Source organism: Rhodococcus sp. (in: high G+C Gram-positive bacteria) (assembly GCF_049299235.1).
Taxonomy (GTDB): domain Bacteria; phylum Actinomycetota; class Actinomycetes; order Mycobacteriales; family Mycobacteriaceae; genus Rhodococcus.
In genome coordinates this window covers 1-22,125 of record NZ_JBAQXC010000303.1, presented here as the reverse complement: position 1 = coordinate 22,125, position 22,125 = coordinate 1, and the positions used below count along the sequence as shown (strand labels likewise).

Genomic DNA, 22,125 nt, shown 5'->3' with positions numbered 1-22,125 from the left:
GCGCGGGGCGGATCTCCCCGAGAGAGGGCGTCATCGCCATGCGTGTGCGCGCAGCATCACCGAAAGCCGCAGCATCACCGAAAGCCGCAGCATCACCGAAAGCTCTTGCGGTACTGACGACGGTGAGTGTGCTGCTCGTCGGCTGCTCGACCACTTCCGATACCCCGACCTCCGATCGCACGACCTCCGATCGCTCGATCTCCGGTACGGAAGCAGCCGTGGACGGTTGCGTCACCGACTTCGATCCGGCGGTCGACTACTTTCCCGACAAGTCCGCGATCGTCGACGCCGGAAACTTCTCGATTACCTACGCGAACAGCTATCAGGTGCTCACGGTGAACGAGCCGTTCCCCGGAGCGAAGCCCGAATCGTATGTGCTGGTCAAGTGTGGCGCCCCGGACCCGGAACTGTCCGGTTCCTTGGCCGATGCCCAGCAGATCCAGGTGCCGATCGCGAGCCTGTACTCAGGATCGACGACCCACCTGCCGCTCGTCACCGAACTGGACGTGCTCGACGTGCTCACCGGGGTCGCGAACGGCTCCTACGTGTCCGGTTCGTCGGTGATCGACCGTATCGCGTCCGGCGACATCGTCGAGTACGCCGCGGGCGGCACCATCGACACCGAGGCAGTCGTCCTCGCCGCACCCGACGTGCTGATGACCGGTGGCACGGACGATCCGGCATACACGCAACTGCGCGCGGCAGGGATCGGTGTCGTCGCCAACGCCGAGTGGCTCGAGGCATCGCCACTGGGCCGAGCCGAATGGATCAAGGTCATGGCCGCGCTCACCGGCAAGGAGCGCGCAGCCGCGCAGGTCTACGGCGATATCCGTGAGCGCTACCTCGAGGTGGCGGCGAACGCCGACGGCGCCGAACACGCCCCGGTTCTCCCGGGAGCCCTGACACAGGGTGCCTGGTACATGACTTCCGGTGGCAGCTACCTGGGCCGGTTGCTCCACGACGCAGGTGCGCAGTGGCCGTGGCAGGACGTGACCACCACCGGATCGCTCCCTCTCGACTTCGAGGCCGTCGTCGCGGAGGCGTCCGACGCCCCCACCTGGCTGGTGGTGAACAGGTGGTCCACGATCGGTGATGCACTCGCCGACGACGAGCGGTACGGCGAACTCGCAGCTGTTCGCGCGGGCGAGGTATGGAACGCGAACAAGGCGCTGGGCCCGAACGGGGGCAACGACTTCTATGAACGCGGCGTGCTGAGACCCGATCTGGTCCTGGCCGATATCGTCGCGATTCTTCACCCGGAGCTTCTGCCCGGTCACGAGTTCACGTTCTACCAGCAGCTTCCGAGATGACCAGCGTCGCCGCGCCGCCGCACCCCGCGCGTGAACCCGACCTCGGGTCGTCTCCGCGCACATCACGTCCGGTAGTGGTGCTCGCGGCCGCGATCGTCGCCGTCCTGGTCGCGTCGATCCTGTCGGTGACCATCGGCTCGGTGACGGTGCCGCTCGAGGAGACGCTGCGGGTGCTGTCCGGTCGAGACGCCTCCGATCCGCGGTGGGACATGGTCGTGCGGGAACTCCGGTTGCCGCGCACGATCACCGCGATCGCTGTGGGTGCGGCCCTCGGTATCGCCGGACTACAGATGCAGACACTGTTCCGCAACGCCCTCGCCGACCCGTTCATCCTCGGCGCGAGTTCCGGTGCCAGCCTCGGCGTCGCCGTCGTCGTCGTGATCGGCGGTGGCAGCGCGGGAGGTTTTACCGCGAGTCTGGCCGGGCTCGGACGTGCCGGGGTCGTCATCGCGGCAGCTCTCGGTGCGGGGGCGGTGCTGATGCTGATCGTGGTGCTGTCGCGGTGGGTGCGATCGGCGGTGACGCTGCTCCTCATCGGGGTGATGCTCGGTTCGGCGACCACGGCGATCGTGTCCGTGCTGCTGGTCTACGCGGACCCGCAGCGCAGTCAGCAGTTCCTCGTGTGGGGGCTCGGTAGTTTCACCGCCACGACATGGTCGGATCTGACGCTGCTCGTGCCGGTGGTCGTCGGAGGGATCGTCGTCGCTCTGCTCACGGTCCGGGCACTGAATGCGTTGCTGCTCGGTGAGGGTTATGCCCGGTCGATGGGAATCGACATCCGCACGGTGCGGTTGACGACGGTCGTGTCGGCGGCACTGCTCGCCGGTGTCACGACGGCGTTCTGCGGTCCGATCGGATTCCTCGGTCTGATCGTTCCGCACTTGGCGCGCACCGCATTCGGCACCTCGGACCATCGGGTGCTGTTGCCGGGCGTCGCGTTGCTCGGCGCAGTAGTGGCGTTGGTGTGCGGGATCGTGAGCCAGATGCCGGGCACCGATACGGTGTTCCCGCTCAACGCGGTTACCGCGATCATCGGCGCACCGGTCGTGATCGGTGTGCTCATCCGCAGTCGTCGCGGCGCAATGGGGGCTGCGCTGTGAACACGTCCGGTGTCGAACTACGGGATCTGACGATCGGCTACACCCGCCGCCGAACGCTGCGGCGCGGCGCAGCCACGGTGATCGCCGCCGGATTGGACGCGTTCGCCCGGCGCGGCGAACTCACCGCGCTCGTCGGCCCCAACGGGGCAGGAAAGTCGACGCTGCTGCGCGCGTTGTGCGGTCTGCAACCGGCGTTGCGCGGGCAGGTCCTCGTCGACGGTGCGGATGTTGCGACGATCACCCCCGCGGATCTCGCGACCCGTATCTCGGTGGTGCTCACCGAGCGGATCGATCCGGGACTGCTCACGGTGCGGGAACTCGTCGCGCTGGGGCGGACTCCGCACCTGCCTGCCAGGGCCAGGCTCACTCCCGAGGACCGGGCCGCGGTCGAATGGGCACTCGACGCCGTCGGTGCCACCGCACTCGCCACCCGTCAATTCGCCGAGTTGTCCGACGGGCAGCGGCAGCGCAGCCTCACCGCACGTGCGCTCGCCCAGGAGCCGTCGCTGCTGGTTCTCGACGAACCCACCTCGTTCCTGGACGTACCGTCGCGGGTCGAACTCGTCGATGTTCTGCGGCGGCTGGCCCGGGAGCAGAACCTGGCAGTGGTGATGTCCACCCACGAACTCGAACTCGCCCTGCGGGTGTCCGACCGGATGTGGCTGCTCGACGCCGACGGCCTGGTGTGCCACACCCCTGCGGCACTGGCGGAATCCGGCCGTATCGGTGCGGCGTTCGACCGCGGGCGAATGCGGTTCGATCCGCAGACGATGGTGTTCGATCTCGAACCGGAGGACAGTCGTGTCTGACGCCGTCGAGGTGCTCCACCGGATCGCAGCCTGGAGCCCGTACTTCCGCGTGACCACCGGCCCGGTCGACGACGCGTGGCGTCCCACCTCCGAACTGCGCGATCCCGCGACCCGAGATGCCCTGGTATCCGGTATGGCCGCGCGGATGGGCACCGGCGAACCACGAGTGGCGGCATCGACGTGGTTCTTCGGGTACGTCGCACGGCTGTGGTCGGTGGCCGTCGGTTCGGTGACCGACTCGCGGCGGTGCATCTGTCTCGACCCCGACCAGGTGCTGTGGCGCGACGATGCGGGACTGCGAATACATATCGTCACACCGGAACTCGGTGACGATACCGCCACCGAAGTCCTCGACCGGCAGGTCGAACCCCTCGTTGCGGCGTGGCGCGACATCGTCGCGCCCGGCCTCATGTGGGGCAACACGGCGTCGGCACTGATCGGTGCCGGCCGGGTGATCGGGCCCGATGCGCGGCCACTGGTCGATGCACTGCTCGCCGACGCTCGTCTCGTCCACACGATCGACCGGCCGACCGGCCGGCGACGCAGTTGCTGCCTGTACTACCGCACCCCCTCGGGTGGGGTGTGCGGTGATTGTGTCTTCCCCACCGCACCACGGCCCCAGCCGAAGGAGATTCTGTGACAGTCGTTGTCGATCCGGAGATCACCACCACCGAAGGTGGTGGGCGCGAACAGCGTTGGCCACTACCCGCCGACGAGGACAGTCTGCTGCGGCTGGTCCGGGTGTTGTTCGAGGACTATTGGAACGAGATGTGGTTCGGTGTCATCATCGAAGGCTCGGCGCTGGAAGTCGCAGCACCGAACGCTCCGACGAAGATCGGCATGTCCGACGGGTACGTCACAGTCGATTTCGGCCGGTGGCATTTTCACCTGTGTATCGGCGAACACACCGCGAGCGGACCGGAACTCGGCCGGATCCGCCGCTGCAGCAGAGCCGAGTTGTACCGCCGGATCGGCTCGGACGACACCGTCTCCTCGTGGGGTCTGCGGATGTTCAACGGTCGCGACGAGCAGATGCTGACGATCATGTTGCCCAACCCGTTCCTCACCAACACCCAACAGTTGACCGACGAACCGATCTGGGAACACCTCGAAGCATGGGACCGGATCCGCGCGGATTTTCTGGGCCTGGCATCGGACCCAAGGGACCGCACGGGCAGTGGTTTCCGGCACTCCTGATCGACCGGCACTCCCGATCGACCGTCAGCGCCGCGCGCGCTCCGCTTGTTCGAGGACCGCGAGGGCAAGCTTGACATGTGCGGCGTCGACCAGTTGGCCGTCGACGCTGGTCGCTCCGAGTCCTTGGGCCTCCGCCTCGCGGTAGGCCTCGAGGTTCCTCTTCGCACGCCGGACCTCGTCCTCGGTGGGTGAGTACACGTCGTTGGCGATCTCGATCTGGGACGGGTGGATCGCCCACTTGCCGCTGAACCCGAGGGCCGCGGCCCGCCGTGCGTCACGTTCGTACCCGGTAGCGTCGGTGAAGTCGGGATACGGCGCGTCGATCGCGAGCAGTCCGCCGATGCGCGCGGCGGTGAGTACCTTCATACGAGCGTAGTGCCAGAAGTCGCCGGGGTACTCGTCGCGGGGCGCGAAGTTCGTGTCGACCCGCGCCCCCTGCGAGACCGACAGGTCGCCGGCACCGAAGATCAGCGCGTCCAGTCGCGGGCTCGAGACGGCGATGTCCTCGGCGTTCGCCACACCGGCGACGTCCTCGATGAGCACCTCGAGTCGGATCCGCTTGGTCATCCCGAGGGTGTCCTCGACCTGGGTGAGCAGGGTGTCGACCCACCAGACATCGCGCGCTGCAGTGACTTTGGGAACGATGATGACGTCGAGATTCTCGCGGGCGCCGGTGAGCACCTCGACGACGTCGCCGTAGGCCCAGCGGGTGTCGATGCCGTTCATTCGGATCGCGCGGGCCGTGGATCCCCAGTCGTACTCGTTGAGCGCACGTACGGCCTTGCCGCGTGCTTCCTCGCGGAATGCGGGTGCCACCGCGTCTTCCAGATCCAGGAAGACGAGGTCGGCGCCTGCGGCAGCGGCCTTGGCGAACATTCGCTCGTTCGATGCGGGGGTCGCCAGTTCGGACCGTCGGAGTGGACGTGCCGTGGAGGTCAAGAGACGTTTCCTTCCGATGTGATGATGTTGCGGTCACACAGATCGGCGATCTGGGTGCCGGTGAGACCGAGGACCTCGGTGAGGACTTCCGTGGTGTGGGCACCCAGCGTGGGTCCGAGGGCATCCACGATTCCGGTGCTGTCGGAGAATCGCGGTACGGGAGCCTGCACGAGCAGGCTCTCGAGTTCGGGATCGTCGATGCGGACGAACACTTCCCGGGCCCGCATCTGTTCGTCGTCGAGGAGTTGGGAGATGTCGTAGACGGGCGCCGCGGCGATCTCGCCTCGTTCGAAGACGTCCATCGCGTCGTCGAGGGTGTGCTGCGCAACCCAGTCGGCGACGATCGTGTCGACCTCGTCGAGCCGTGCCAGCCGTCGCTGTGCATCCGAGAAGTCCGGATCGTCGACGAGGTCGTCGCGGCCGATCGCCCGGAACACCCGGAGTGCGATGGTCGGTGAACTGGCAGACATCGCGAGCCACCGGTCGTCCTTGGTCCGATAGGTGTTGCGCGGTGCCGAGATGCCCCACCGGTTTCCGCTGCGCTGTGCGATCGCACCGGTCTGATCGTAGGAGAGCAGCGACTGTTCGAGCAGTCGTGCCAGCGGATCGACCAGGTTGACGTCGATGAGCTGGCCGTCCGCGTCGTGAACGTCCCGGTGGTACAGCGCCATCATGATCGAATACGCGGCGTTCAACGATGCCACGCCGTCCGCGAGCATGAACGAGGGGAGCGTCGGGGGTCCGTCGGATTCGCCTGTGGTGTGGGCGAATCCGCTCATGGCCTCACCGAGGGTCCCGAATCCTGGGCGCGACGACTTGGGGCCGGTCAACCCGAATCCGGTGACATGCAGCATCACGATCTTCGGATTGATTCGTCGCAGCGTGTCGTAGTCCAGGCCCCAACGGGTGAGGGTGTGAGGCCGGGTGTTCGCGACGACGACATCGCATTTCGCGGCGAGGCGCCGAACCAGTTCCTGGCCGTCGGCGGTGCGGAGATCGACCGTGACGGACCGCTTGTTGCGTCCGATGCTCTTCCAGACGAGCCCGATCCCGTTCTTCTGGACGCCCCATCCGCGGATCGGATCGCCACCCTGCGGCTGTTCGATCTTGATTACGTCGGCGCCGAATTCGCCGAGATAGGTGGCTGCGAGTGGGCCCGCGGCCAGGGTGGCCATGTCGAGTACCCGGATTCCCTGCAGCATTGTTCCCTGCAGCATCGTGCCGCGCGGACTCGAGGCGCGCGGACTCGAGGCACGCGCGGATACCGGATCAGGCATCCTGGGTCACCTTCTCGCCTGCCTCGGTGGCCGAGTTCCGGTCGGCGGCGAAGAGGTTTTCGGGTCGTTCGAGGCCGAGGTTCTCGCGCAGGGTCCCGCCGGTGTAGTTGTCGCGTACCAGTCCGCGGCTGCGCAGTTCGGGGACGACGAGGCGGACGAAGTCTTCGAATGCGCCGGGGAAATGAGTTGCGGCGATGACGAATCCGTCGCACGAACGAGACTGGAACCACTGCTCCATCTGCTCGGCGATCTGCGGCCCGGTGCCGACGAAGCGCGGACCCTGCAGCAGTGTCGCGCGGTGGTTGGCGAGCACCCGCAGCGTCAATTCCTGATCGCCGATGTGCCGCTTGACGCCCTGCACGAGGCCGCGGATACCGGAAACCTGGTCGATGAGTTCGTCGGTGACCACGTCGTCGAGGCTGTGCCCGGAGAAGTCGTAGTTGGTGACTTCGGACAGGAGGGTGAGCGAGGCCTGCGGGTGCACCAGGTCGTGCAGGAAGATGTTCTCCTTTTCCCGCGCGATCTGTTCGGTCTCGCCCGGGATGACGTACACCATCGGCAGGACACGCACCGAGTCGGCGTCACGACCGTATTCGGTGACGAGTGACTTCTGGTCGGCGTAATGCTCGGCTGCGACGGCCTGGCTCGGGTCACCGGTGAAAATGAGATCTGCCCACTTGGCGGCGAACTGGCGACCGCGGCCGGACTGGCCGGCCTGAATGAGCACGGGCCGTCCCTGTGGGGTGCGGGGCACGGTGAGCGGCCCCTGGACATCGAAGAATTCGCCGTGGTGGTCGAGTTGGTGGACCTTGGCCGGGTCGGCGAAGATGCCCGATGCGCGGTCGGCGACGATGGCGTCGTCTTCCCACGAATCCCACAGTTGTGCGACGACTTCCACGAATTCTTCGGCCCGGTCGTAGCGCTTGTCGTGTTCGGAGTGCTGGTCGACACCGAAGTTGCGGGCCTCGGCGTCGTTGACGGAGGTGACGATGTTCCAGGCGGCGCGTCCCCCGCTGAGGTGGTCGAGGCTCGCGAACGTGCGGGCCACGTGGAACGGCTGGTAGTAGGTGGTCGAGTAGGTGGCGCCGAGGCCGAGGTGGCTGGTGGCGGCTGCCGCTGCTCCGAGGATCGCGGTGAGGTCGAGCTTGATGGGTCGTGCGCCGTAGCGGACGGCGTCGTCGACGGAGTTTCCGTAGATGCCGGGCATCGCGAGCCGGTCGTCGAAGAACATCAGGTCGAACCGGCCTTCTTCGAGGACGCGCGCGATGCGCTGGTAGTAGGCCAGGTCCAGGTAGTCCTGCGCGGAATGCGGGTAGCGCCACGACCCCGAATAGACCGAGACGTTGCTCGCCTGCATGAACGCTACGAGCGTCATCTGATCGGTTCTCTTGGTTGACATGGTGAGGTCCCCTCGCTCGATGAGCATATCTGTTTACAACTGATACATTTATTGAGCGGTGATAGATTGTCAACACTGCGGGCTGTTTTCGAGGGAGGGTGCGATGACCGACATCGACAAGGGGCCGTGGACGGTCGGCGAGGCGCTCGAGGCGGCGCCGGCGAAGAAGACCGGGCGTGAACGCACGGCCGAGGTGCTGCGGCACCGCATCCTGTCGGGCGACCTGTCGCCCGGCGATCGCATCGACCTCGATGCCCTCGCCGTCGAATTCGGATCCAGTCGCACCCCCATACGCGAAGCGTGTCTGGCCCTCGCACAGGAAGGTCTCGTGCGGGTCGCGCAGCGCAGTGGCGTCACCGTCATCGGGGTCTCGCCCGACACCATCGTCGAGAACTTCGCGCTGATGGCGGCGTTGTCCGGGGTTGCGGCGCAGTGGGCGGCGGGGAAGATCGACGAGCGGCAACTGCTTCGGGTGCGTGAGTTGCACCGGGAGATCCGGGTGGCCGCCGCGGCGGGCGACGACATCGCCACCCTGAACTGGCTCTTCCATCGTGAGATCAACAAGTCGTGCGGATCGTCGCGCCTGCAGTCGATGCTCGGCGACGCCGGACGCATGATTCCCCAGCGTTATTTCGAACTGTTCCCCGAGCGTGTCCCGTGCAGTCTCGACGAGCACGACGCTCTGATCGGAGCACTCGCGCGGGGTGACGGTGCCGAAGCGCGTCGAATCACCGAGCAGCACTTCGCGGGTGCGTCGCAGATGCTCAGTACCTATATCGCGCAGGCCGCCCGCAACAGCGCTGTCGCCGGGTAGTCGCTGGGGCACGGTCTCACGCACGATAATATATTAATAGTCATCAGATACATTAGAATCGCATGGGTGTATGACGCTATCGATGTTCGTCAGATCCGACACACGAAAGGCCGTCCGCATGAGTCCCAGAACGATCCGTCCGCGGCGCAGCACCCTCGCGGTGCCGGGGTCCAACCCGAAGATGATCGACAAGGCCCGCTCGCTCGACGTCGACGCCGTGTTCCTCGACCTCGAAGACGCCTGCGCCCCGAACGCCAAGGCCGCCGGTCGCACGATCATCGTCGAATCCCTCCGCGAGGGCGGGTTCGACGGCAAGATCCGCACGGTGCGCGTCAACGACTGGACCACACCCTGGACCTACCGCGATGTCGTCGACGTCGTCGAAGGTGCAGGCGACGCACTCGACTGCATCATGCTCCCGAAAGTCCAGGATGCGGCACAGGTCCGCGCACTCGACCTGCTGCTCACCCAGATCGAGAAGTCCACGGGACTCGACGTCGGCCGCATCGGCATCGAAGTGCAGATCGAAACCGCGTCGGGCCTGCTCGCACTGAACGACATCGCGCAGGCCAGCGACCGCATCGAAACCCTGATCTTCGGACCCGCCGACTTCATGGCGTCGATCCAGATGAAATCCCTCGTCGTCGGCGAACAACCACCCGGATACGACGTCGGTGACGCCTACCACCACATCCTGATGTCCATCCTCATGGCGGCCCGTGCCCGCGACAAGCAGGCCATCGACGGCCCCTACCTCGCGATCAAGGACCTCGACGGACTGGGCCGGGTCGCCGGCCGTGCCGCAGCCCTCGGATTCGACGGGAAGTGGGTGCTGCACCCCACCCAGGTCGACGTGATCAACGAAACGTTCAGTCCCGCGCAGGCCGACTACGACCATTCCGAGGACATCCTCGACGCCTACGAATGGTGCACCTCGGCGGCCGGCGGATCGCGCGGTGCCGCGATGCTCGGCGACGAAATGATCGACGAGGCATCCCGCAAGATGGCGCTCGTCATCTCCGGCAAGGGCCGTGCGGCAGGCATGACACGAACATCGGTGTGGCAGCCGCCGGAGTGACGGTCCCGCGACCACGCGCCGCGGGAACCCACCCGACGGCGACGTGGCGGTCGCCGCTATGCTGGCGCACGCAGTTGGTTCGCCTGTCCTGGTCATGAGGAGCCCCGAAGATCAGCGCGGCGTCGAAGCATCCCCGGCCCTCGGTCGGGTATGTGAGAGGGAACCCGGTGAGAATCCGGGACTGTCCCGCAGCGGTGAGTGGGAACGACCGCCGTCATCAGCACTGGACCGAAGGTCCGGGAAGCGACGGCCACTAGGACCGGTATTCGTACCGGATGCCCGCGAGTCCGAAGACCTGCCTGCTGTGTCGGGTGCGCCGCATCCGGCGGTCCACCGCCTCGGGGAACGGGCGAGTAGACCCACTCGTGTCGTCGCATGTGCGTTTCGGGGCATCGAGGGGTTTACCGCTTCGCCGGTGGTGGGTCACCCCGTACATGCACATGGAGACACTCACGTGACCACCACATTCACCGCGACCGTACTGGGCTCCCCTCGTATCGGTCCCAACCGTGAACTCAAGAAGGCAGTCGAAGCCTATTGGGGCGGCCGCATCGACGCCGAGGCCCTGGCAGCGGTCGGTGCCGACCTGCGCCTACAGGCATGGACCGAGCTTCGCGACGCCGGACTCGACTCGATCCCGGTCAACACGTTTTCGTACTACGACCAGTTGCTCGACACCGCTGTGATGCTCGGTGCACTGCCCGAACGGGTTTCGGGGATCACCGACGAACTCGATCGGTACTTCGCCGCCGCCCGCGGCACCGACGACGTGACACCACTGGAGATGACCAAGTGGTTCGACACGAACTATCACTACCTGGTCCCGGAGATCACCCCGTCGACGGTGTTCACGCTCGATTTGTCGAAGGTGATCGCCGAAGTCGGTGAAGCACTCGAGCTCGGTGTGCCGGCGCGGCCGGTGGTCATCGGCCCCGTCACCTTCCTGCTGCTGTCGAAGGCGGTCGGTTCCGATGCCCCGCTGCTCGATCGGGTCGACGAACTCGTGCCCCTGTACGCGGACCTGCTCGGGCAGCTCCACGACGCCGGCGCGGAGTGGGTCCAGATCGACGAACCCGCCCTGGTCGCGGATCGAACCGCAGACGAAATCGCGGTCGCCAAAAGGGTTTACGATCAACTTGCTGCCGTCGAGACGCGTCCCGCGATTCTTCTCGCCTCGTACTTCGGCAGCCTCGGTGAGGCACTGCCCGCATTGGCCGCGACGGACGTCGAGGGACTCGCCGTCGACTTCGTCGCCGGGGCCGACGAACTCGCCGCGATCCCCGAACTGGCGCGTAAGCACCTCGTCGCCGGTGTCGTCGACGGCCGGAACATCTGGCGCACCGACCTCGAGCAGGCCCTGACCACGCTGGGAACGCTGCTCGGCAGCACCGGTTCGCTCGCGGTGTCGACCTCGTGCTCGCTGCTGCACGTGCCCTACACGCTCGACGCGGAACAGAACCTGGACGCAGCCCTGCGTTCGTGGCTGGCGTTCGGGTCGGAGAAGATCCAGGAAGTGGTAACCCTGGCTACCGCACTGACACAGGGCCGGGACGCCGTCGAAGGGCGGCTCGCGCTCGATCGCGCCGCACGGGAAACCCGAGCCGCCGATTCCCGGTTGCACGACCAGGCCCTGCGGGCACGCCTGGAATCGATCGTGGCCTCCGGTTCGGGCAGATCCCCGGCCGATGAGCGTCGCCGGGCGCAGGCCGGGCTGAACCTGCCGCTGCTCCCGACCACGACGATCGGTTCGTACCCGCAGACGCGGGAGATCCGGGTCGCACGTGCCGCCCTGCGCAAGGGCGAGATCACCGACGCGCAGTACCTCGACCGTATGCGCGGCGAGATCGCCGATGTCGTTGCATTGCAAGAGAAGCTCGACATCGACGTGCTGGTGCACGGTGAGCCGGAACGCAACGACATGGTGCAGTACTTCGCCGAGCAGTTGGACGGGTTCTTCGCCACCGACAACGGTTGGGTCCAGTCCTACGGCAGTCGATGCGTGCGCCCGCCGATCCTCTACGGCGATGTTCGCCGGAACGCTGCGATGACCGTCGACTGGATCACCTACGCGCAGTCTCTGACGGACCGTCTCGTCAAGGGCATGCTCACCGGTCCCGTGACGATTCTGGCCTGGTCGTTCGTGCGGGACGATCAGCCGCTCGCCGATTCCGCGAATCAGGTTGCCCTGGCCATTCGCGACGAGACCGTCGATCTGCAGGACGCCGGGATTCGTATCGTCCAGGTCGACGAGCCGGCACTGCGCGAACTGCTTCCGTTGCGTGCCGCCGATCAACCGGCATATCTCGACTGGGCTGTCGGATCGTTCCGTCTTGCCACGTCCGGTGTCGCGGATGCCACGCAGATCCACACCCATCTGTGCTATTCGGAGTTCGGTGAGGTGATCGATGCGATCGCGAACCTCGACGCCGATGTGACCTCGATCGAGGCGGCACGCTCGCACATGGAGGTACTGGACGATCTGAACGCCGTAGGGTTCGACCTGGGTGTCGGTCCCGGTGTCTACGACATTCACTCGCCCCGGGTTCCGGGCGTCGACGAGATCGTCGCTTCCTTGGGTGAGGCTCTGAAAGCTGTTCCTGCCGAGCGCTTGTGGGTCAATCCTGACTGTGGCCTGAAGACACGCGGGCCGGTCGAGGTCGAGGCGTCGCTACGCAACATGGTGGCCGCCGCGAAGCGGGTGCGCGCCGGATTGTGATCCGATGAGTGCACTCCGGGGCGCAGGAGACGATGACGGCGATAACCCTCGCCCCGGAGTGCAGTCGGTGGGCTCAGGCGACGACCGAGCGCTGCGGTACGCCGGTGTATTCGCTGAGCGGGCGGATCAGGGCGTTGGATTCGCCCTGTTCGATGATGTGCGCGGTCCAGCCGGTGATCCGGCTCATGACGAAGATCGGGGTGAACACCTCGATATCGAATCCCATCAGGTAATAGGCAGGGCCCGTGGGGAAGTCGAGGTTCGGCTTGATTCCGGTGGCATCGCCCATGATCTTCTCGAGGATGTCGTACATCTGCACCCACTTCTCGCCACCGGTGTGCGCGGCGACGTCGAGGAATGCCTGTCGCATCGTCGGAACCCGGGAGTCGCCGTGCTTGTAGACCCGATGGCCGAAGCCCATGACCTTGTCCTTGCGGGCGAGTTTGCCGCGCAACCACTCCTCGGCGCGTGCGGGCTCGCCGATCTCGAGCATGTCGTGCATGACGGCCTCGTTGGCGCCACCGTGCAGGGGGCCTTTCAGGGTGCCGATCGCTGCGGTGACGGCACTGTAGATGTCGGACAGGGTGGAGGTGACGACCCGTGCGGCAAACGTCGAGGCATTGAAACTGTGCTCTGCGTACAGGATCAGTGACACCTCGAACGCCTTCACGATCGCCGGGTCGGGAATCGTCCCGAAGCACATGTTCAGAAAGTTCTCGGCGAATCCCAGCGAATGGTGCGGTGCGATCGGGTCGAGTCCGCGGCGACGTCGATGGTCGGCAGCGACGATCGTCGGCAGCACCGCCATCATACGAAGGGCCTTCTCGCGGTTGGCCTTCGGATCGTTGTCCCACTCCTGCGGGTCCTCGGCGCCGAGGAAGCTGATCGCGGTGCGCACCACATCCATCGGATGGCAGTTCTCGGGCATCTTCGCGACCAGCGCCAGCAGGGACCGGTCGGCGCGGCGATGGGCTCGCTCGCGCTGAGAGAAGAGTTCGAGCTGTGCGACGGTGGGCAGTTCGCTGTTCCACAGCAGGTACGCGACCTGCTCGAAACTGCAGTGCGCTGCCAGATCCTGCACCGCGTAGCCGCGGTAGGTCAACGAATTGGTCTCGGGCACCACCTTGGAGATGGCGGTGGTGTCGACGACGACGCCGGCGAGGCCCTTGTAGATGGTGGGGACAGCGGTCTCGGTGATCCCCGAACCGTGGTGAGAAGCTGTCATTACTGGCTCCTGCTCAGTGCGAAATTGAAGATGCCGGAATCGAACTCGTTGTAGCGTTCGTATTCGAGAAGTTCGTACAGGCGTGATCGTGTCTGCATCTGGTCCACGACGGTTTCCTGAGTGCCCTCTGCGTGGATGACCCGAAGGCCGTGCTCGATCGCGCCCATCGCCAACCGCAGGGTCGTGACCGGGTAGATCACCGCGTTGTAGCCGATGCTCTCGAGTACCTGCGCCGGGATGAGCGCGGATTTGCCGAATTCGGTCATGTTCGCGAGCAGAGGGGTGTCCAGGGCTGCGCGGAACTTCTCGAAATCGGCGGTCGTGTGCAGAGCTTCGGTGAAGATCAGGTCGGCCCCGGCGTCGGCGTACGCCTTCGCCCGCTCGATCGCGGCGTCGATGCCGTCGACTGCTGCTGCGTCGGTGCGGGCGCAGATCACGAAGTTCGGGTCCCGTCGTGCCGCGACCGCGGCACACAGGCGCCGGATCATCTCGTCGGCGGTCACGATGGCCTTGCCGTCGAGGTGACCGCAGCGTTTGGGATTGACCTGGTCCTCGAGATGCAAGCCGGCGACACCGGCATCCTCGAGCACGGTCACGGTGCGGGCTGCCGACATCGGCTCACCGAATCCGGTGTCCGCGTCGACCAGGACCGGCAGGTCGGTGGAGCGCGCGATCTGGGCGCTGTGCGCGGACACTTCGGTGAGCGTGGTCAACCCGATGTCGGGCAGGCCCAGTGCCGCGGAGAACGCGCCGCCGGAGATGTAGACGCCTTCGAACCCGATCTCCTGGATCAGCTTGGCGGTCAACGGATTGATCGCCCCGGGCAGGCGAGTGATCTTCTCCGAGGTCAGCGATGCACGGAATGCGACGCGCTTGTCGGTTGCCGAGGTCGCGGCGGCGATAAGTCCGGACATGTCAGAATAGTCCCTTCGGCGACTTCGGTGCGCGGGCGAGTACCTCGTCGGACACGGTGAAGGTGAGCTGGTTCAGTTCACCGGCGGCCAGGTCGGGGGTGCGTTGCGCGGCGTCGAGGAAGCGGTCCTGTTCGGCGGGTGCGACGACGCCCTCGGCGAGGGTGCGGAACTTGGCGATGTACTGGTCGCGTGCGAACGGGCGTGCCCCCAGCGGATGGGCGTCGGCGACGGCAAGTTCGTCGACGATGACCTCGCCGCTGGTCAGGGTCACCTCGGCGCGGGCACCGAACGCCTTCTCGTCCGGGTCGGTCGAGTGGTAGCGGCGTGTCCACTCCGGGTCCTCGGCCGTGGAGATCTTGTTCCACAGTTCGATGGTGTCCGGCCGCTGAGCGCGTTCGGGGGCGTAGGAACGCTCGTGGTGCCAGGTTCCGTCCTGCAGTGCGACGGCGAAGATGTACATCACCGAGTGATCGAGTGTTTCGCGGCTGGCCTTCGGGTCGAACTTCTGCGGATCGTTCGAGCCGGTGCCGATCACCACGTGAGTGTGGTGGCTGGTGTGCAGCACGATCGACGCGATCCGATCCAGATCGCCGATGCGCTCGCGCATCCGGCGGGCCAGGTCGATCGGGGCCTGGCTCTGGTATTCGGCCGAATGCTCCTTGGTGTACGTGTCGAGGATGCCACGTTTGGCTTCGCCGGGTCCGGGCAGCGGCACGTGGTATTCGGCGTCGGGGCCGCCGAGCAGCCAGGCGATGACGCCGTCCTCGCCTTCCCAGATCGGTGACGGTGCGCCCTCGCCGCGTAGTGCGCGGTCCACGGCTTCGACGGCCATTTTTCCGGCGAATGCGGGTGCGTACGCCTTCCAGCTCGAGATCTCGCCCTTGCGGGACTGGCGGGTCGCGGTTGTGGTGTGCAGGGCCTGACCGATCGCCTGGTAGACGGTGTCGGTGTCGAGGCCGAGGAGAGTGCCGATGCCGGCTGCGGCGGACGGGCCGAGGTGGGCGACGTGATCGATCTTGTGCTCGTGCAGGCAGAGTGCGCGCACCAGATCGACCTGGATTTCGTAGCCGGTCGCCAGTCCGCGGATCAGATCCGAGCCGCTACGTCCGGTGTGCTGGGCGACCGCCAGGATCGGGGGGATGTTGTCGCCCGGATGTGAGTATTCGGCAGCGAGGAACGTGTCGTGGAAGTCGAGTTCGCGCACGGCGACACCGTTGGCCCATGCCGCCCACTCGGGTGCGAAGGTTCCGCCGATACCGAACACGGTGGAGCCGGGGGAGTAGGGATGGGTGAGGGCCTGCGCGCGGGCATTCGTGACCGGACGCCGGGTCAACGAGGCCGCGGCGACGGATGCGTTGTCGATGATCCGGTTGACGATCATCTCGGAGGTCTCGGCCGGCACCTCGACCGGGTCGGTGGCGACTTCGGCGATCTTCCAGGCGAGGTGTTCGTGCCGGGGGAACTCTTCGGCGGAGCGGCGGGTGCGAACGAGATGGGTTTTCACTTGCACAACCTTCCATGCGGGCATCACAGTCGTTTTGCACGCTATGCACACCGTGCCAAGGAGGAAATGCCTTGCACAGGAGTATTTGTGCGTAACACTTCCACCGAAACTGCGTAAGTTGCGAAAGTCGGTACTGTTAGGTTCGGCGCATGCAGAAGCTGTATGCGGGTGCCCGGCTACGCCGGTTGCGTGAGGAGCAGGGCCTGACGCAGACCGCTCTGGCCCGGACGTTGCAGTTGTCCACCAGCTACGTCAACCAGCTGGAAAACGATCAACGGCCTTTGACCGTGCCGGTGCTGCTGCGCCTGAATTCGACCTTCGATCTGGACATGGCGTTCTTCGCCGTCGACAGCGATGCCCGGTTGGTCGCCGGCCTGCAGGACGTGTTCGCCGACCATGCCGACACGGTCGATACCGGCCCGGCGGAGATCGACGATCTCGTCACCCGCCATCCCGCCGCAGCACGAGCGCTGGTCGCCATGCATCGACGGTTGCGCGGCGCCAACGAACAAGTCGAACGACTGTCACCGGCACACGACGGCACCGCGACCCGGCCCCAGGTGCCGATGCCCTACGAGGACGTGCGGGACTTCTTCTACGATCGGCGCAATCACATCGCCGAACTCGACGATGCCGCAGAACGGATGTTCGAGTCCCGGGAGTTGTCGCTCGGTGGTCTGGATCTGCAACTGGCGCGGCTGCTGCGCGACGAACACGCGATCACCGTGCGGATCCGCACCGACCCGCCCGGAGCTCCCGGACCGAAACGCAGTTACGACCCGGCCACCAGGACCCTGGCTCTCGCACGTCGGCTCACTCACGGTCAGCGCTGCTTCCAGTTGGCGACCCACCTGGCGTTCCTCACCCAGAAACCTGCCATCGACGCGCTCGTCGCTGCCGCCGTGACCCTGTCTCCGGAGTCGGCGGCGCTCGCCCGCATCGGTCTGGCCAACTACTTCGCCGGCGCGCTCACGCTGCCCTACACCCGGTTCCTGCACACCGCCGAAGCACTGCACTATGACATCGACCTGATCGGCAACACCTTCGAGGTCGGATTCGAAACGGTCTGCCACCGCCTGTCGACCCTCCAACGTCCCGGGCAACGCGGGGTGCCGTTCTTCTTCGTCCGCACCGACAAGGCCGGGAACATCTCGAAGAGGCAATCGGCCACCGCGTTCCACTTCTCCCGCGTCGGTGGAAGCTGCCCGTTGTGGATCGTCCACGACACCTTCTCCACCCCGGGCCGGGTCCGCACCCAGGTCGCGCAGATGCCCGACGGCCGCAAATACCTGTGGATCGCACGCACCACCGACGAACACGCCACCGGCGGATACCTCTCCCAGTCGCGGAGTTTCGCCGTCGGGCTCGGCTGCGATCTCACCCACGCACACAAACTTGTCTACGCGCGGGGGCTGAACCTCGACGATCCCGGCACGACCGTCCCGATCGGTGCCGGCTGCAAGGTATGCGACCGCGCCGACTGCGCCCAACGTGCCTTCCCTCAGGCCGGCCGTGCCCTCGACATCGACGAGTACCGGGCCCCCGCGGTTCCCTATACCCCCGGACCCGCCGATCGGTGAGCGGGACCCGGTCACCGGGTCGCCCGGCACCCGGCGTGGTCAACGCAGCGTGTAGAGATCCCCGAGCAGTGTGGTCGCCAGCAGTTCCCCGCCCGGACCGATCGCGGTACCGACCGCGAAACCGGATGCCCCGGACAGGGTTTCCTGATCGAGAGTGGTGCCGTCGGAAGTGTCGAAGACGAGTGCGGCGAGACCGTCCGGTGCCCGGGCCACCGTGTAGGCCACCCCGTCCGCGGCGGCCGCGACGGCACCGAGTTGGCGCACATCGTCACGTTCCCACAGGGTTTCGGTGTGATCCCCGGCATCACGCAGTGCCACGAGCGGACCGTCCGCGCTGCCACCGGCGAGCAGGATCGTCCCGTCCGCGGTCACCGCCGGCCCTGTCGACGTGACGTATCCCGGATCGTGGCTCCAGCGCGCCGATCCGGACGCGGTGTCGATCGCCCACAGGGTGCCGTCGCCGTCGTGCACGTACGCCGTCGTGCCGTCCGCGGAGAGCACCGGACTCGTGACCGCGCCGCCCGGCAGATCGTCGAGCGACCATTCCGCGGCGATCCGCGCGTCGTCGCCGCCGGTGTAGCGCAACGCCACCAGCGCCGCACGATCCGCACCCGGGCGCCACAGGGTGACAAGGATGCGCCCGGTTGCGAGATCCACCGCGGGCGTCGTCGCGACCGGGCAGTCGGGAGAACCGCCGAAACACGCGGCCAGACCATGATCGGGGGTATTGCGCGGCACGTCCGTGCCGTCCGTCACCGTGGGCACGCGCACCAGGTCGTAGATCGGCGCGACGAGGCGGCCGGTCTGGGTGTCCACCACAGTGACCTGCCCGAAGTGCGTGACCACCAGCAGGTTGCCGTCGCCGGTGAACTGTGCGCTGCGCGGTGTGCCGCTGACCGGGATGCGCCAGCGCCGCTGACCGTGCTCGTTGAACGAGTACATCCCGCCTTCCTCGCCGATGTAGACGTTGGCGACGGAATCGGCGACCGGTGTGGCCACGCTGACTCCCGGTGCGATCCGGGTGCACCAGCGTTTGCGACCCGTGTCCAACTGGTACGAGAACAGGTTGCACCCGGCGTCGGTGGAGGCGCTGACGAAGATCTGCCCGCTCGCCGAGATCGACGGGGGTGACCCGATCGTGCCGCCGACGGATCGGGTCCAGGCGGGCGAGACGTCCGGCAGTCCGTCCGCGGCGGAAGTGCTGCTGTTGCGGGCGTCGGAATAGCGGCCGGGCCATCCCCCCGCGGAGAGAATGTCGATCGGCTCGGTGCCGCCGGCGCATCCGCTCAGCGCGAGTGCCGCCGTCGCTGTCAGCACCGCCGCCGGTGTCAGCACTGCCGTCCGCAGGACACCCCGCATCACACATCTCTCCTCAGGCCCGAAGGATACGATCGATCACCCTATCGGGCCGGGCCGCGTGCCCTCCGCACGAGGCTGACCGTACGCTGGCATGTTATGACGAGCATGTGGGGCGCACCGTTGCGCACGAGGTGGCGCGGTTCGCGTCGACGGGATTCGGACCAGGCGAAATTCCTGACCGTCGACTCGCTGCGGTGGATGCTGGCGAACAAGGCGTACACACCGTGGTACCTGGTGCGGTACTACCGGCTCGCGAAGTTCAAACTCGCGAACCCACACGTGATCCTGCGCGGCATGGTCTTCCTCGGGAAGAACGTCGAGGTCCATTCGACCCCGGAACTGTCCCGGCTCGAGATCGGCAGGTGGGTGCACATCGGCGACGGCAATGCCATCCGCTGCCACGAGGGGTCGCTGCGCATCGGCGACAAGGTGGTCTTCGGCAAGGACAACGTCGTCAACACGTATCTCGACATCGAGATCGGTGCGTCGACGCTCGTCGCGGACTGGTGCTACATCTGCGACTTCGACCACCGCACGGAAGACGTGACCTACCCGATCAAAGATCAGGGCATCGTCAAGAGCCCGGTCCGGATCGGCCCGGACACGTGGATCGCCGCGAAGGTCACCGTGCTGCGGGGCACCCGCGTCGGTCGCGGCTGCGTGCTCGGGGCGCACGCGGTGGTCAAGGGGGACATCCCGGATTTCAGCATCGCCGTCGGATCACCGGCGAAGGCGGTGAAGAACCGGCGGGCCGATTGGGAGGCCGGTGCGGCGCAGCGCGCCGAGTACATCGCCGCCCTCGAAGACATCGCCCGTAAGAAGTCGGGCGACTTTCCGGAAGGCGCGGACGCCGGGTCCTGACCCGGCAGCCTTCGGTGAGTACGAGGGGCGAGCACGAGGGAGAGCGCGGTGGACTACTCCGACTATCGGCGTCACGACGCGGTGGGACTGGCCGAACTCGTCGCAGACGGCCAGGTCGGTGCCGAGGAACTGCTCGACGCGGCGATCACGCGGCTGGGTGCCGTCGATCCGGTCTTGAACACCGTGGTCTACCGGCTCGATCAGCGAGCCCGCACCCGCGCCCGGAGTGCACTCACCGGGCGTTTCGCCGGGGTCCCGTTCCTGGTGAAAGACCTGGCACAGGACGTGGTGGGCACCCCGACCGGCAGCGGCAGTCGGGCTCTCGCCGCGATTCCCGCCGCCCGCAACGCGCTCGTCGTCGACCGGTGGCTCGGCGCCGGTCTGGTGGTGTTCGGCAAGACGAACACCCCGGAGTTCGGGGCGAAGAACATCACCGAACCCGAAGCGAACGGGCCGACCCGCAACCCGTGGAATCCGGCGCACACACCGGGCGGGTCGTCGGGTGGCTCCGCCGCGGCGGTCGCAGCGGGGGTAGTGCCCGCCGCAGGCGCGAACGACGGCGGCGGGTCCATTCGCATTCCCGCGGCGTGCTGCGGACTCGTCGGACTCAAACCGGGACGCGGTGTGGTGCCCAGCGGCCCCGCCGTCGGTGAACCGCTGCACGGTGCGGTCACCAACGGCGTCGTCACCCGCTCGGTGCGGGATGCGGCGGCGATGCTCGATGTCATCGCGGGCCCCGACCCGACCGGTCCGTATCTCGGTGCCCGCGCCGACGAGTCGTACACGGTGGCGGCGAGTCGTCCGCCGCGGCGCCTGCGCATCGGGTACGCGACCGCGTCACCGTTGGGGACCCCCGTCGACCGGGAAGCGGTCGCGGCTGTCGACGATGCGGTCGCGTTGCTCGACGAACTCGGGCACCACGTCGAGCCCGCCACGACCGGGATCGACGAGCGGCGTCTGGCGACGGATTTCCTGACGATGTGGTTCGCGTCGCTGTCCCGGGAGGTCGACGACGCTCGCCGCCGGACCGGGTGCGGGCCGGGCAGTTTCGAACTCGACACCCGTGTGCTCGCGGCTGTCGGCCGATCGGTATCGGCGCCGGACTACCTTGCTGCCCTGGAACGGTGGAACGGCTACACGCAGGGGCTGGTGGCTTTCCACGAACGATACGATCTGCTGCTCACCCCGACGTTGGCGTCGCCGCCGGTACGCGTCGGCGAATTGACGACCCCGCCGGTGATGCGGATGCTGAGCCGGCTGCTCGTCACCGGCCGGCTCGCGCGTCTGGCCCGTCTCGGGGGGATTCTGGATTCGATCGTCGACGACAATCTGGGCCGGACTCCCTATACACAACTGGCGAATATCACCGGACGCCCGGCGATCTCGGTGCCGCTGTACTGGACGGCGGCGGGATTGCCGCTCGGGGTGCAGTTCGTGGCGCCACTCGGCGGTGAGGGGTTGCTGCTGACGCTCGCCGCGCAACTCGAGCAGGCCCGGCCGTGGTTCGACCGGCAGCCGCCGCCCCTTCCGTCGGTAAATCCGCCTGCCGGACAGGTGCATTCGCGACACGGAATTCGCTGAGCCGGAGCTCAATCCGTACGAAGGCCGGAATCGCGCGGGTTCCGTGCTGCGGGCCATTCCGCCAGTTGCTCCACGGTGGTGCCCGCGGCCGGGGTCGTTCTCGGGCAGGGATGTGATGGCCGCGGCAACGCTCCGGTAGTAGTGGGAGGCTGCGTAGGGGGAGGTGGGTTCGTCGGTCAGGATCCGCAGTCGCGGTCGCACCACCCGGTCGAGGTAGTCCTGCACTGCGGCACCGAAAAGTCCGTGCTTGTTACCGAACGTGTTGTACAGGCTCGACCGGTTCAGTCCCGTCGATCGCTCGAGATCGGGAACGGATGTGGACTTGAATCCTTTGTCGGCTCTTCGCAGTTAGCAGTGGCATTGGCGCCGGCTGGGTGCGACCCGACGTGATCGACGAGTGCAGGCCCACCGTACCCGGCGGCGTTGGTTCTCCGGGGTACGGAACCCGAACGCGATACGGCC

General features: G+C 66.7%; 18 protein-coding genes, 1 pseudogene and 1 riboswitch. Of the genes and pseudogenes, 11 read left to right on the top strand and 8 right to left on the bottom strand.

The genetic code is table 11. From position 1 onward, the window contains the following. Window positions 1-38: 38 nt before the first annotated feature. Genes WAX14_RS18265 through WAX14_RS18245 form a run of 5 tightly spaced genes read left to right on the top strand, consistent with a single transcriptional unit; the run spans window position 39 to window position 4,416 of the window. Window positions 39-1,310 (top strand): ABC transporter substrate-binding protein, encoded by a 1,272-nt coding sequence (locus WAX14_RS18265; RefSeq protein ID WP_422629463.1) that lies wholly within the window; start codon window positions 39-41, stop codon window positions 1,308-1,310. Further along, a complete protein-coding gene (locus WAX14_RS18260) occupies window positions 1,307-2,410 on the top strand; it encodes a FecCD family ABC transporter permease (protein ID WP_422629462.1) in 1,104 nt (367 codons plus the stop codon). Before WAX14_RS18265 ends, WAX14_RS18260 begins: the two co-directional genes overlap by 4 nt. After that, window positions 2,407-3,219, top strand: coding sequence for an ABC transporter ATP-binding protein (locus WAX14_RS18255; RefSeq protein ID WP_422629461.1), 813 nt, complete (start codon window positions 2,407-2,409; stop codon window positions 3,217-3,219). Before WAX14_RS18260 ends, WAX14_RS18255 begins: the two co-directional genes overlap by 4 nt. After that, entirely contained in the window at window positions 3,212-3,859 is a 648-nt protein-coding gene (locus WAX14_RS18250) for a (2Fe-2S)-binding protein (protein WP_422629460.1), read from the top strand. Before WAX14_RS18255 ends, WAX14_RS18250 begins: the two co-directional genes overlap by 8 nt. Next, a complete protein-coding gene (locus WAX14_RS18245) occupies window positions 3,856-4,416 on the top strand; it encodes a DUF7676 family protein (RefSeq protein WP_422629459.1) in 561 nt (186 codons plus the stop codon). Before WAX14_RS18250 ends, WAX14_RS18245 begins: the two co-directional genes overlap by 4 nt. Window positions 4,417-4,440: 24 nt before the next feature. Here WAX14_RS18245 and WAX14_RS18240 read toward each other — a convergent pair whose 3' ends face one another. The 3 genes from WAX14_RS18240 to WAX14_RS18230 form a co-directional block, all read right to left on the bottom strand. Further along, the gene (locus WAX14_RS18240; protein WP_422629458.1) at window positions 4,441-5,355 is read right to left on the bottom strand and encodes an HpcH/HpaI aldolase/citrate lyase family protein; all 915 of its coding nucleotides are present in this window, start codon (window positions 5,353-5,355) and stop codon (window positions 4,441-4,443) included. Beyond that, complete coding sequence (locus tag WAX14_RS18235; RefSeq protein ID WP_422629474.1) at window positions 5,352-6,557, bottom strand: CaiB/BaiF CoA transferase family protein; 1,206 nt, start codon at window positions 6,555-6,557, stop codon at window positions 5,352-5,354. The genes WAX14_RS18240 and WAX14_RS18235 overlap by 4 nt, the downstream gene beginning before the upstream one ends. A gap of 67 nt (window positions 6,558-6,624) precedes the next feature. Continuing rightward, the gene (locus WAX14_RS18230; protein WP_422629457.1) at window positions 6,625-8,031 is read right to left on the bottom strand and encodes an LLM class flavin-dependent oxidoreductase; all 1,407 of its coding nucleotides are present in this window, start codon (window positions 8,029-8,031) and stop codon (window positions 6,625-6,627) included. Between the two features lie 103 nt (window positions 8,032-8,134). Between WAX14_RS18230 and WAX14_RS18225 the strand changes: the two genes are divergently transcribed. From WAX14_RS18225 to metE, 3 genes are all read left to right on the top strand, one after another. Further along, the gene (locus tag WAX14_RS18225; protein WP_422629456.1) at window positions 8,135-8,845 is read left to right on the top strand and encodes a GntR family transcriptional regulator; all 711 of its coding nucleotides are present in this window, start codon (window positions 8,135-8,137) and stop codon (window positions 8,843-8,845) included. Between the two features lie 118 nt (window positions 8,846-8,963). Then, complete coding sequence (locus tag WAX14_RS18220; RefSeq protein WP_422629455.1) at window positions 8,964-9,923, top strand: HpcH/HpaI aldolase/citrate lyase family protein; 960 nt, start codon at window positions 8,964-8,966, stop codon at window positions 9,921-9,923. 109 nt (window positions 9,924-10,032) lie between these two features. Next, window positions 10,033-10,240: riboswitch (cobalamin riboswitch) on the top strand. Window positions 10,241-10,377: 137 nt separating this feature from the next. Then, window positions 10,378-12,639 carry a 5-methyltetrahydropteroyltriglutamate--homocysteine S-methyltransferase gene (gene metE / locus WAX14_RS18215; RefSeq protein ID WP_422629454.1) on the top strand — a complete coding sequence of 754 codons (2,262 nt, stop codon included), beginning with the start codon at window positions 10,378-10,380 and terminating at the stop codon, window positions 12,637-12,639. Window positions 12,640-12,712: 73 nt separating this feature from the next. Here the strand turns inward: metE and WAX14_RS18210 are convergent, their stop codons facing one another. The 3 genes from WAX14_RS18210 to prpD are packed head-to-tail and all read right to left on the bottom strand — an operon-like array spanning window position 12,713 to window position 16,282. Beyond that, window positions 12,713-13,864 (bottom strand): bifunctional 2-methylcitrate synthase/citrate synthase, encoded by a 1,152-nt coding sequence (locus WAX14_RS18210; protein ID WP_422629453.1) that lies wholly within the window; start codon window positions 13,862-13,864, stop codon window positions 12,713-12,715. After that, the gene (gene prpB, locus WAX14_RS18205; RefSeq protein ID WP_422629452.1) at window positions 13,864-14,778 is read right to left on the bottom strand and encodes a methylisocitrate lyase; all 915 of its coding nucleotides are present in this window, start codon (window positions 14,776-14,778) and stop codon (window positions 13,864-13,866) included. The genes WAX14_RS18210 and prpB overlap by 1 nt, the downstream gene beginning before the upstream one ends. A gap of 1 nt (window position 14,779) precedes the next feature. Continuing rightward, window positions 14,780-16,282 carry a 2-methylcitrate dehydratase PrpD gene (gene prpD, locus WAX14_RS18200; RefSeq protein ID WP_422629451.1) on the bottom strand — a complete coding sequence of 501 codons (1,503 nt, stop codon included), beginning with the start codon at window positions 16,280-16,282 and terminating at the stop codon, window positions 14,780-14,782. A 149-nt stretch (window positions 16,283-16,431) separates the two neighbouring features. Between prpD and WAX14_RS18195 the strand changes: the two genes are divergently transcribed. Continuing rightward, window positions 16,432-17,862, top strand: coding sequence for a short-chain fatty acyl-CoA regulator family protein (locus tag WAX14_RS18195; protein WP_422629450.1), 1,431 nt, complete (start codon window positions 16,432-16,434; stop codon window positions 17,860-17,862). Between the two features lie 39 nt (window positions 17,863-17,901). Here the strand turns inward: WAX14_RS18195 and WAX14_RS18190 are convergent, their stop codons facing one another. Continuing rightward, window positions 17,902-19,221: a PQQ-binding-like beta-propeller repeat protein gene (locus tag WAX14_RS18190; protein ID WP_422629473.1), complete on the bottom strand. Its 1,320-nt coding sequence runs from the start codon at window positions 19,219-19,221 to the stop codon at window positions 17,902-17,904. A gap of 96 nt (window positions 19,222-19,317) precedes the next feature. On the opposite strand from WAX14_RS18190, the gene WAX14_RS18185 reads away from it, so the two are divergent. Together WAX14_RS18185 and WAX14_RS18180 are read left to right on the top strand one after the other, a co-directional pair. Next, window positions 19,318-20,082, top strand: a complete 765-nt coding sequence (locus WAX14_RS18185) for an acyltransferase (protein ID WP_422629449.1) — start codon at window positions 19,318-19,320, stop codon at window positions 20,080-20,082. A 48-nt stretch (window positions 20,083-20,130) separates the two neighbouring features. Next, the gene (locus WAX14_RS18180) at window positions 20,131-21,663 is read left to right on the top strand and encodes an amidase (RefSeq protein ID WP_422629448.1); all 1,533 of its coding nucleotides are present in this window, start codon (window positions 20,131-20,133) and stop codon (window positions 21,661-21,663) included. An 81-nt stretch (window positions 21,664-21,744) separates the two neighbouring features. Here the strand turns inward: WAX14_RS18180 and WAX14_RS18175 are convergent. Next, a pseudogene (locus WAX14_RS18175) lies at window positions 21,745-22,011 on the bottom strand (TetR/AcrR family transcriptional regulator); the annotation flags it as partial. Window positions 22,012-22,125: the final 114 nt, after the last annotated feature.

What these genes read in the sequence shown, in the direction of transcription:
- WAX14_RS18195 (WP_422629450.1), top strand. Translation starts at nt 16,432, where the DNA reads ATGCAGAAGCTGTATGCGGGTGCCCGGCTACGCCGGTTGCGTGAGGAG.
- WAX14_RS18190 (WP_422629473.1), bottom strand. Translation starts at nt 19,221, where the DNA reads ATGCGGGGTGTCCTGCGGACGGCAGTGCTGACACCGGCGGCGGTGCTG.
- WAX14_RS18225 (WP_422629456.1), top strand. Translation starts at nt 8,135, where the DNA reads ATGACCGACATCGACAAGGGGCCGTGGACGGTCGGCGAGGCGCTCGAG.
- WAX14_RS18210 (WP_422629453.1), bottom strand. Translation starts at nt 13,864, where the DNA reads ATGACAGCTTCTCACCACGGTTCGGGGATCACCGAGACCGCTGTCCCC.
- WAX14_RS18260 (WP_422629462.1), top strand. Translation starts at nt 1,307, where the DNA reads ATGACCAGCGTCGCCGCGCCGCCGCACCCCGCGCGTGAACCCGACCTC.
- WAX14_RS18230 (WP_422629457.1), bottom strand. Translation starts at nt 8,031, where the DNA reads ATGTCAACCAAGAGAACCGATCAGATGACGCTCGTAGCGTTCATGCAG.
- WAX14_RS18220 (WP_422629455.1), top strand. Translation starts at nt 8,964, where the DNA reads ATGAGTCCCAGAACGATCCGTCCGCGGCGCAGCACCCTCGCGGTGCCG.
- WAX14_RS18185 (WP_422629449.1), top strand. Translation starts at nt 19,318, where the DNA reads ATGACGAGCATGTGGGGCGCACCGTTGCGCACGAGGTGGCGCGGTTCG.
- WAX14_RS18235 (WP_422629474.1), bottom strand. Translation starts at nt 6,557, where the DNA reads ATGCTGCAGGGAATCCGGGTACTCGACATGGCCACCCTGGCCGCGGGC.
- prpB (WP_422629452.1), bottom strand. Translation starts at nt 14,778, where the DNA reads ATGTCCGGACTTATCGCCGCCGCGACCTCGGCAACCGACAAGCGCGTC.
- WAX14_RS18265 (WP_422629463.1), top strand. Translation starts at nt 39, where the DNA reads ATGCGTGTGCGCGCAGCATCACCGAAAGCCGCAGCATCACCGAAAGCC.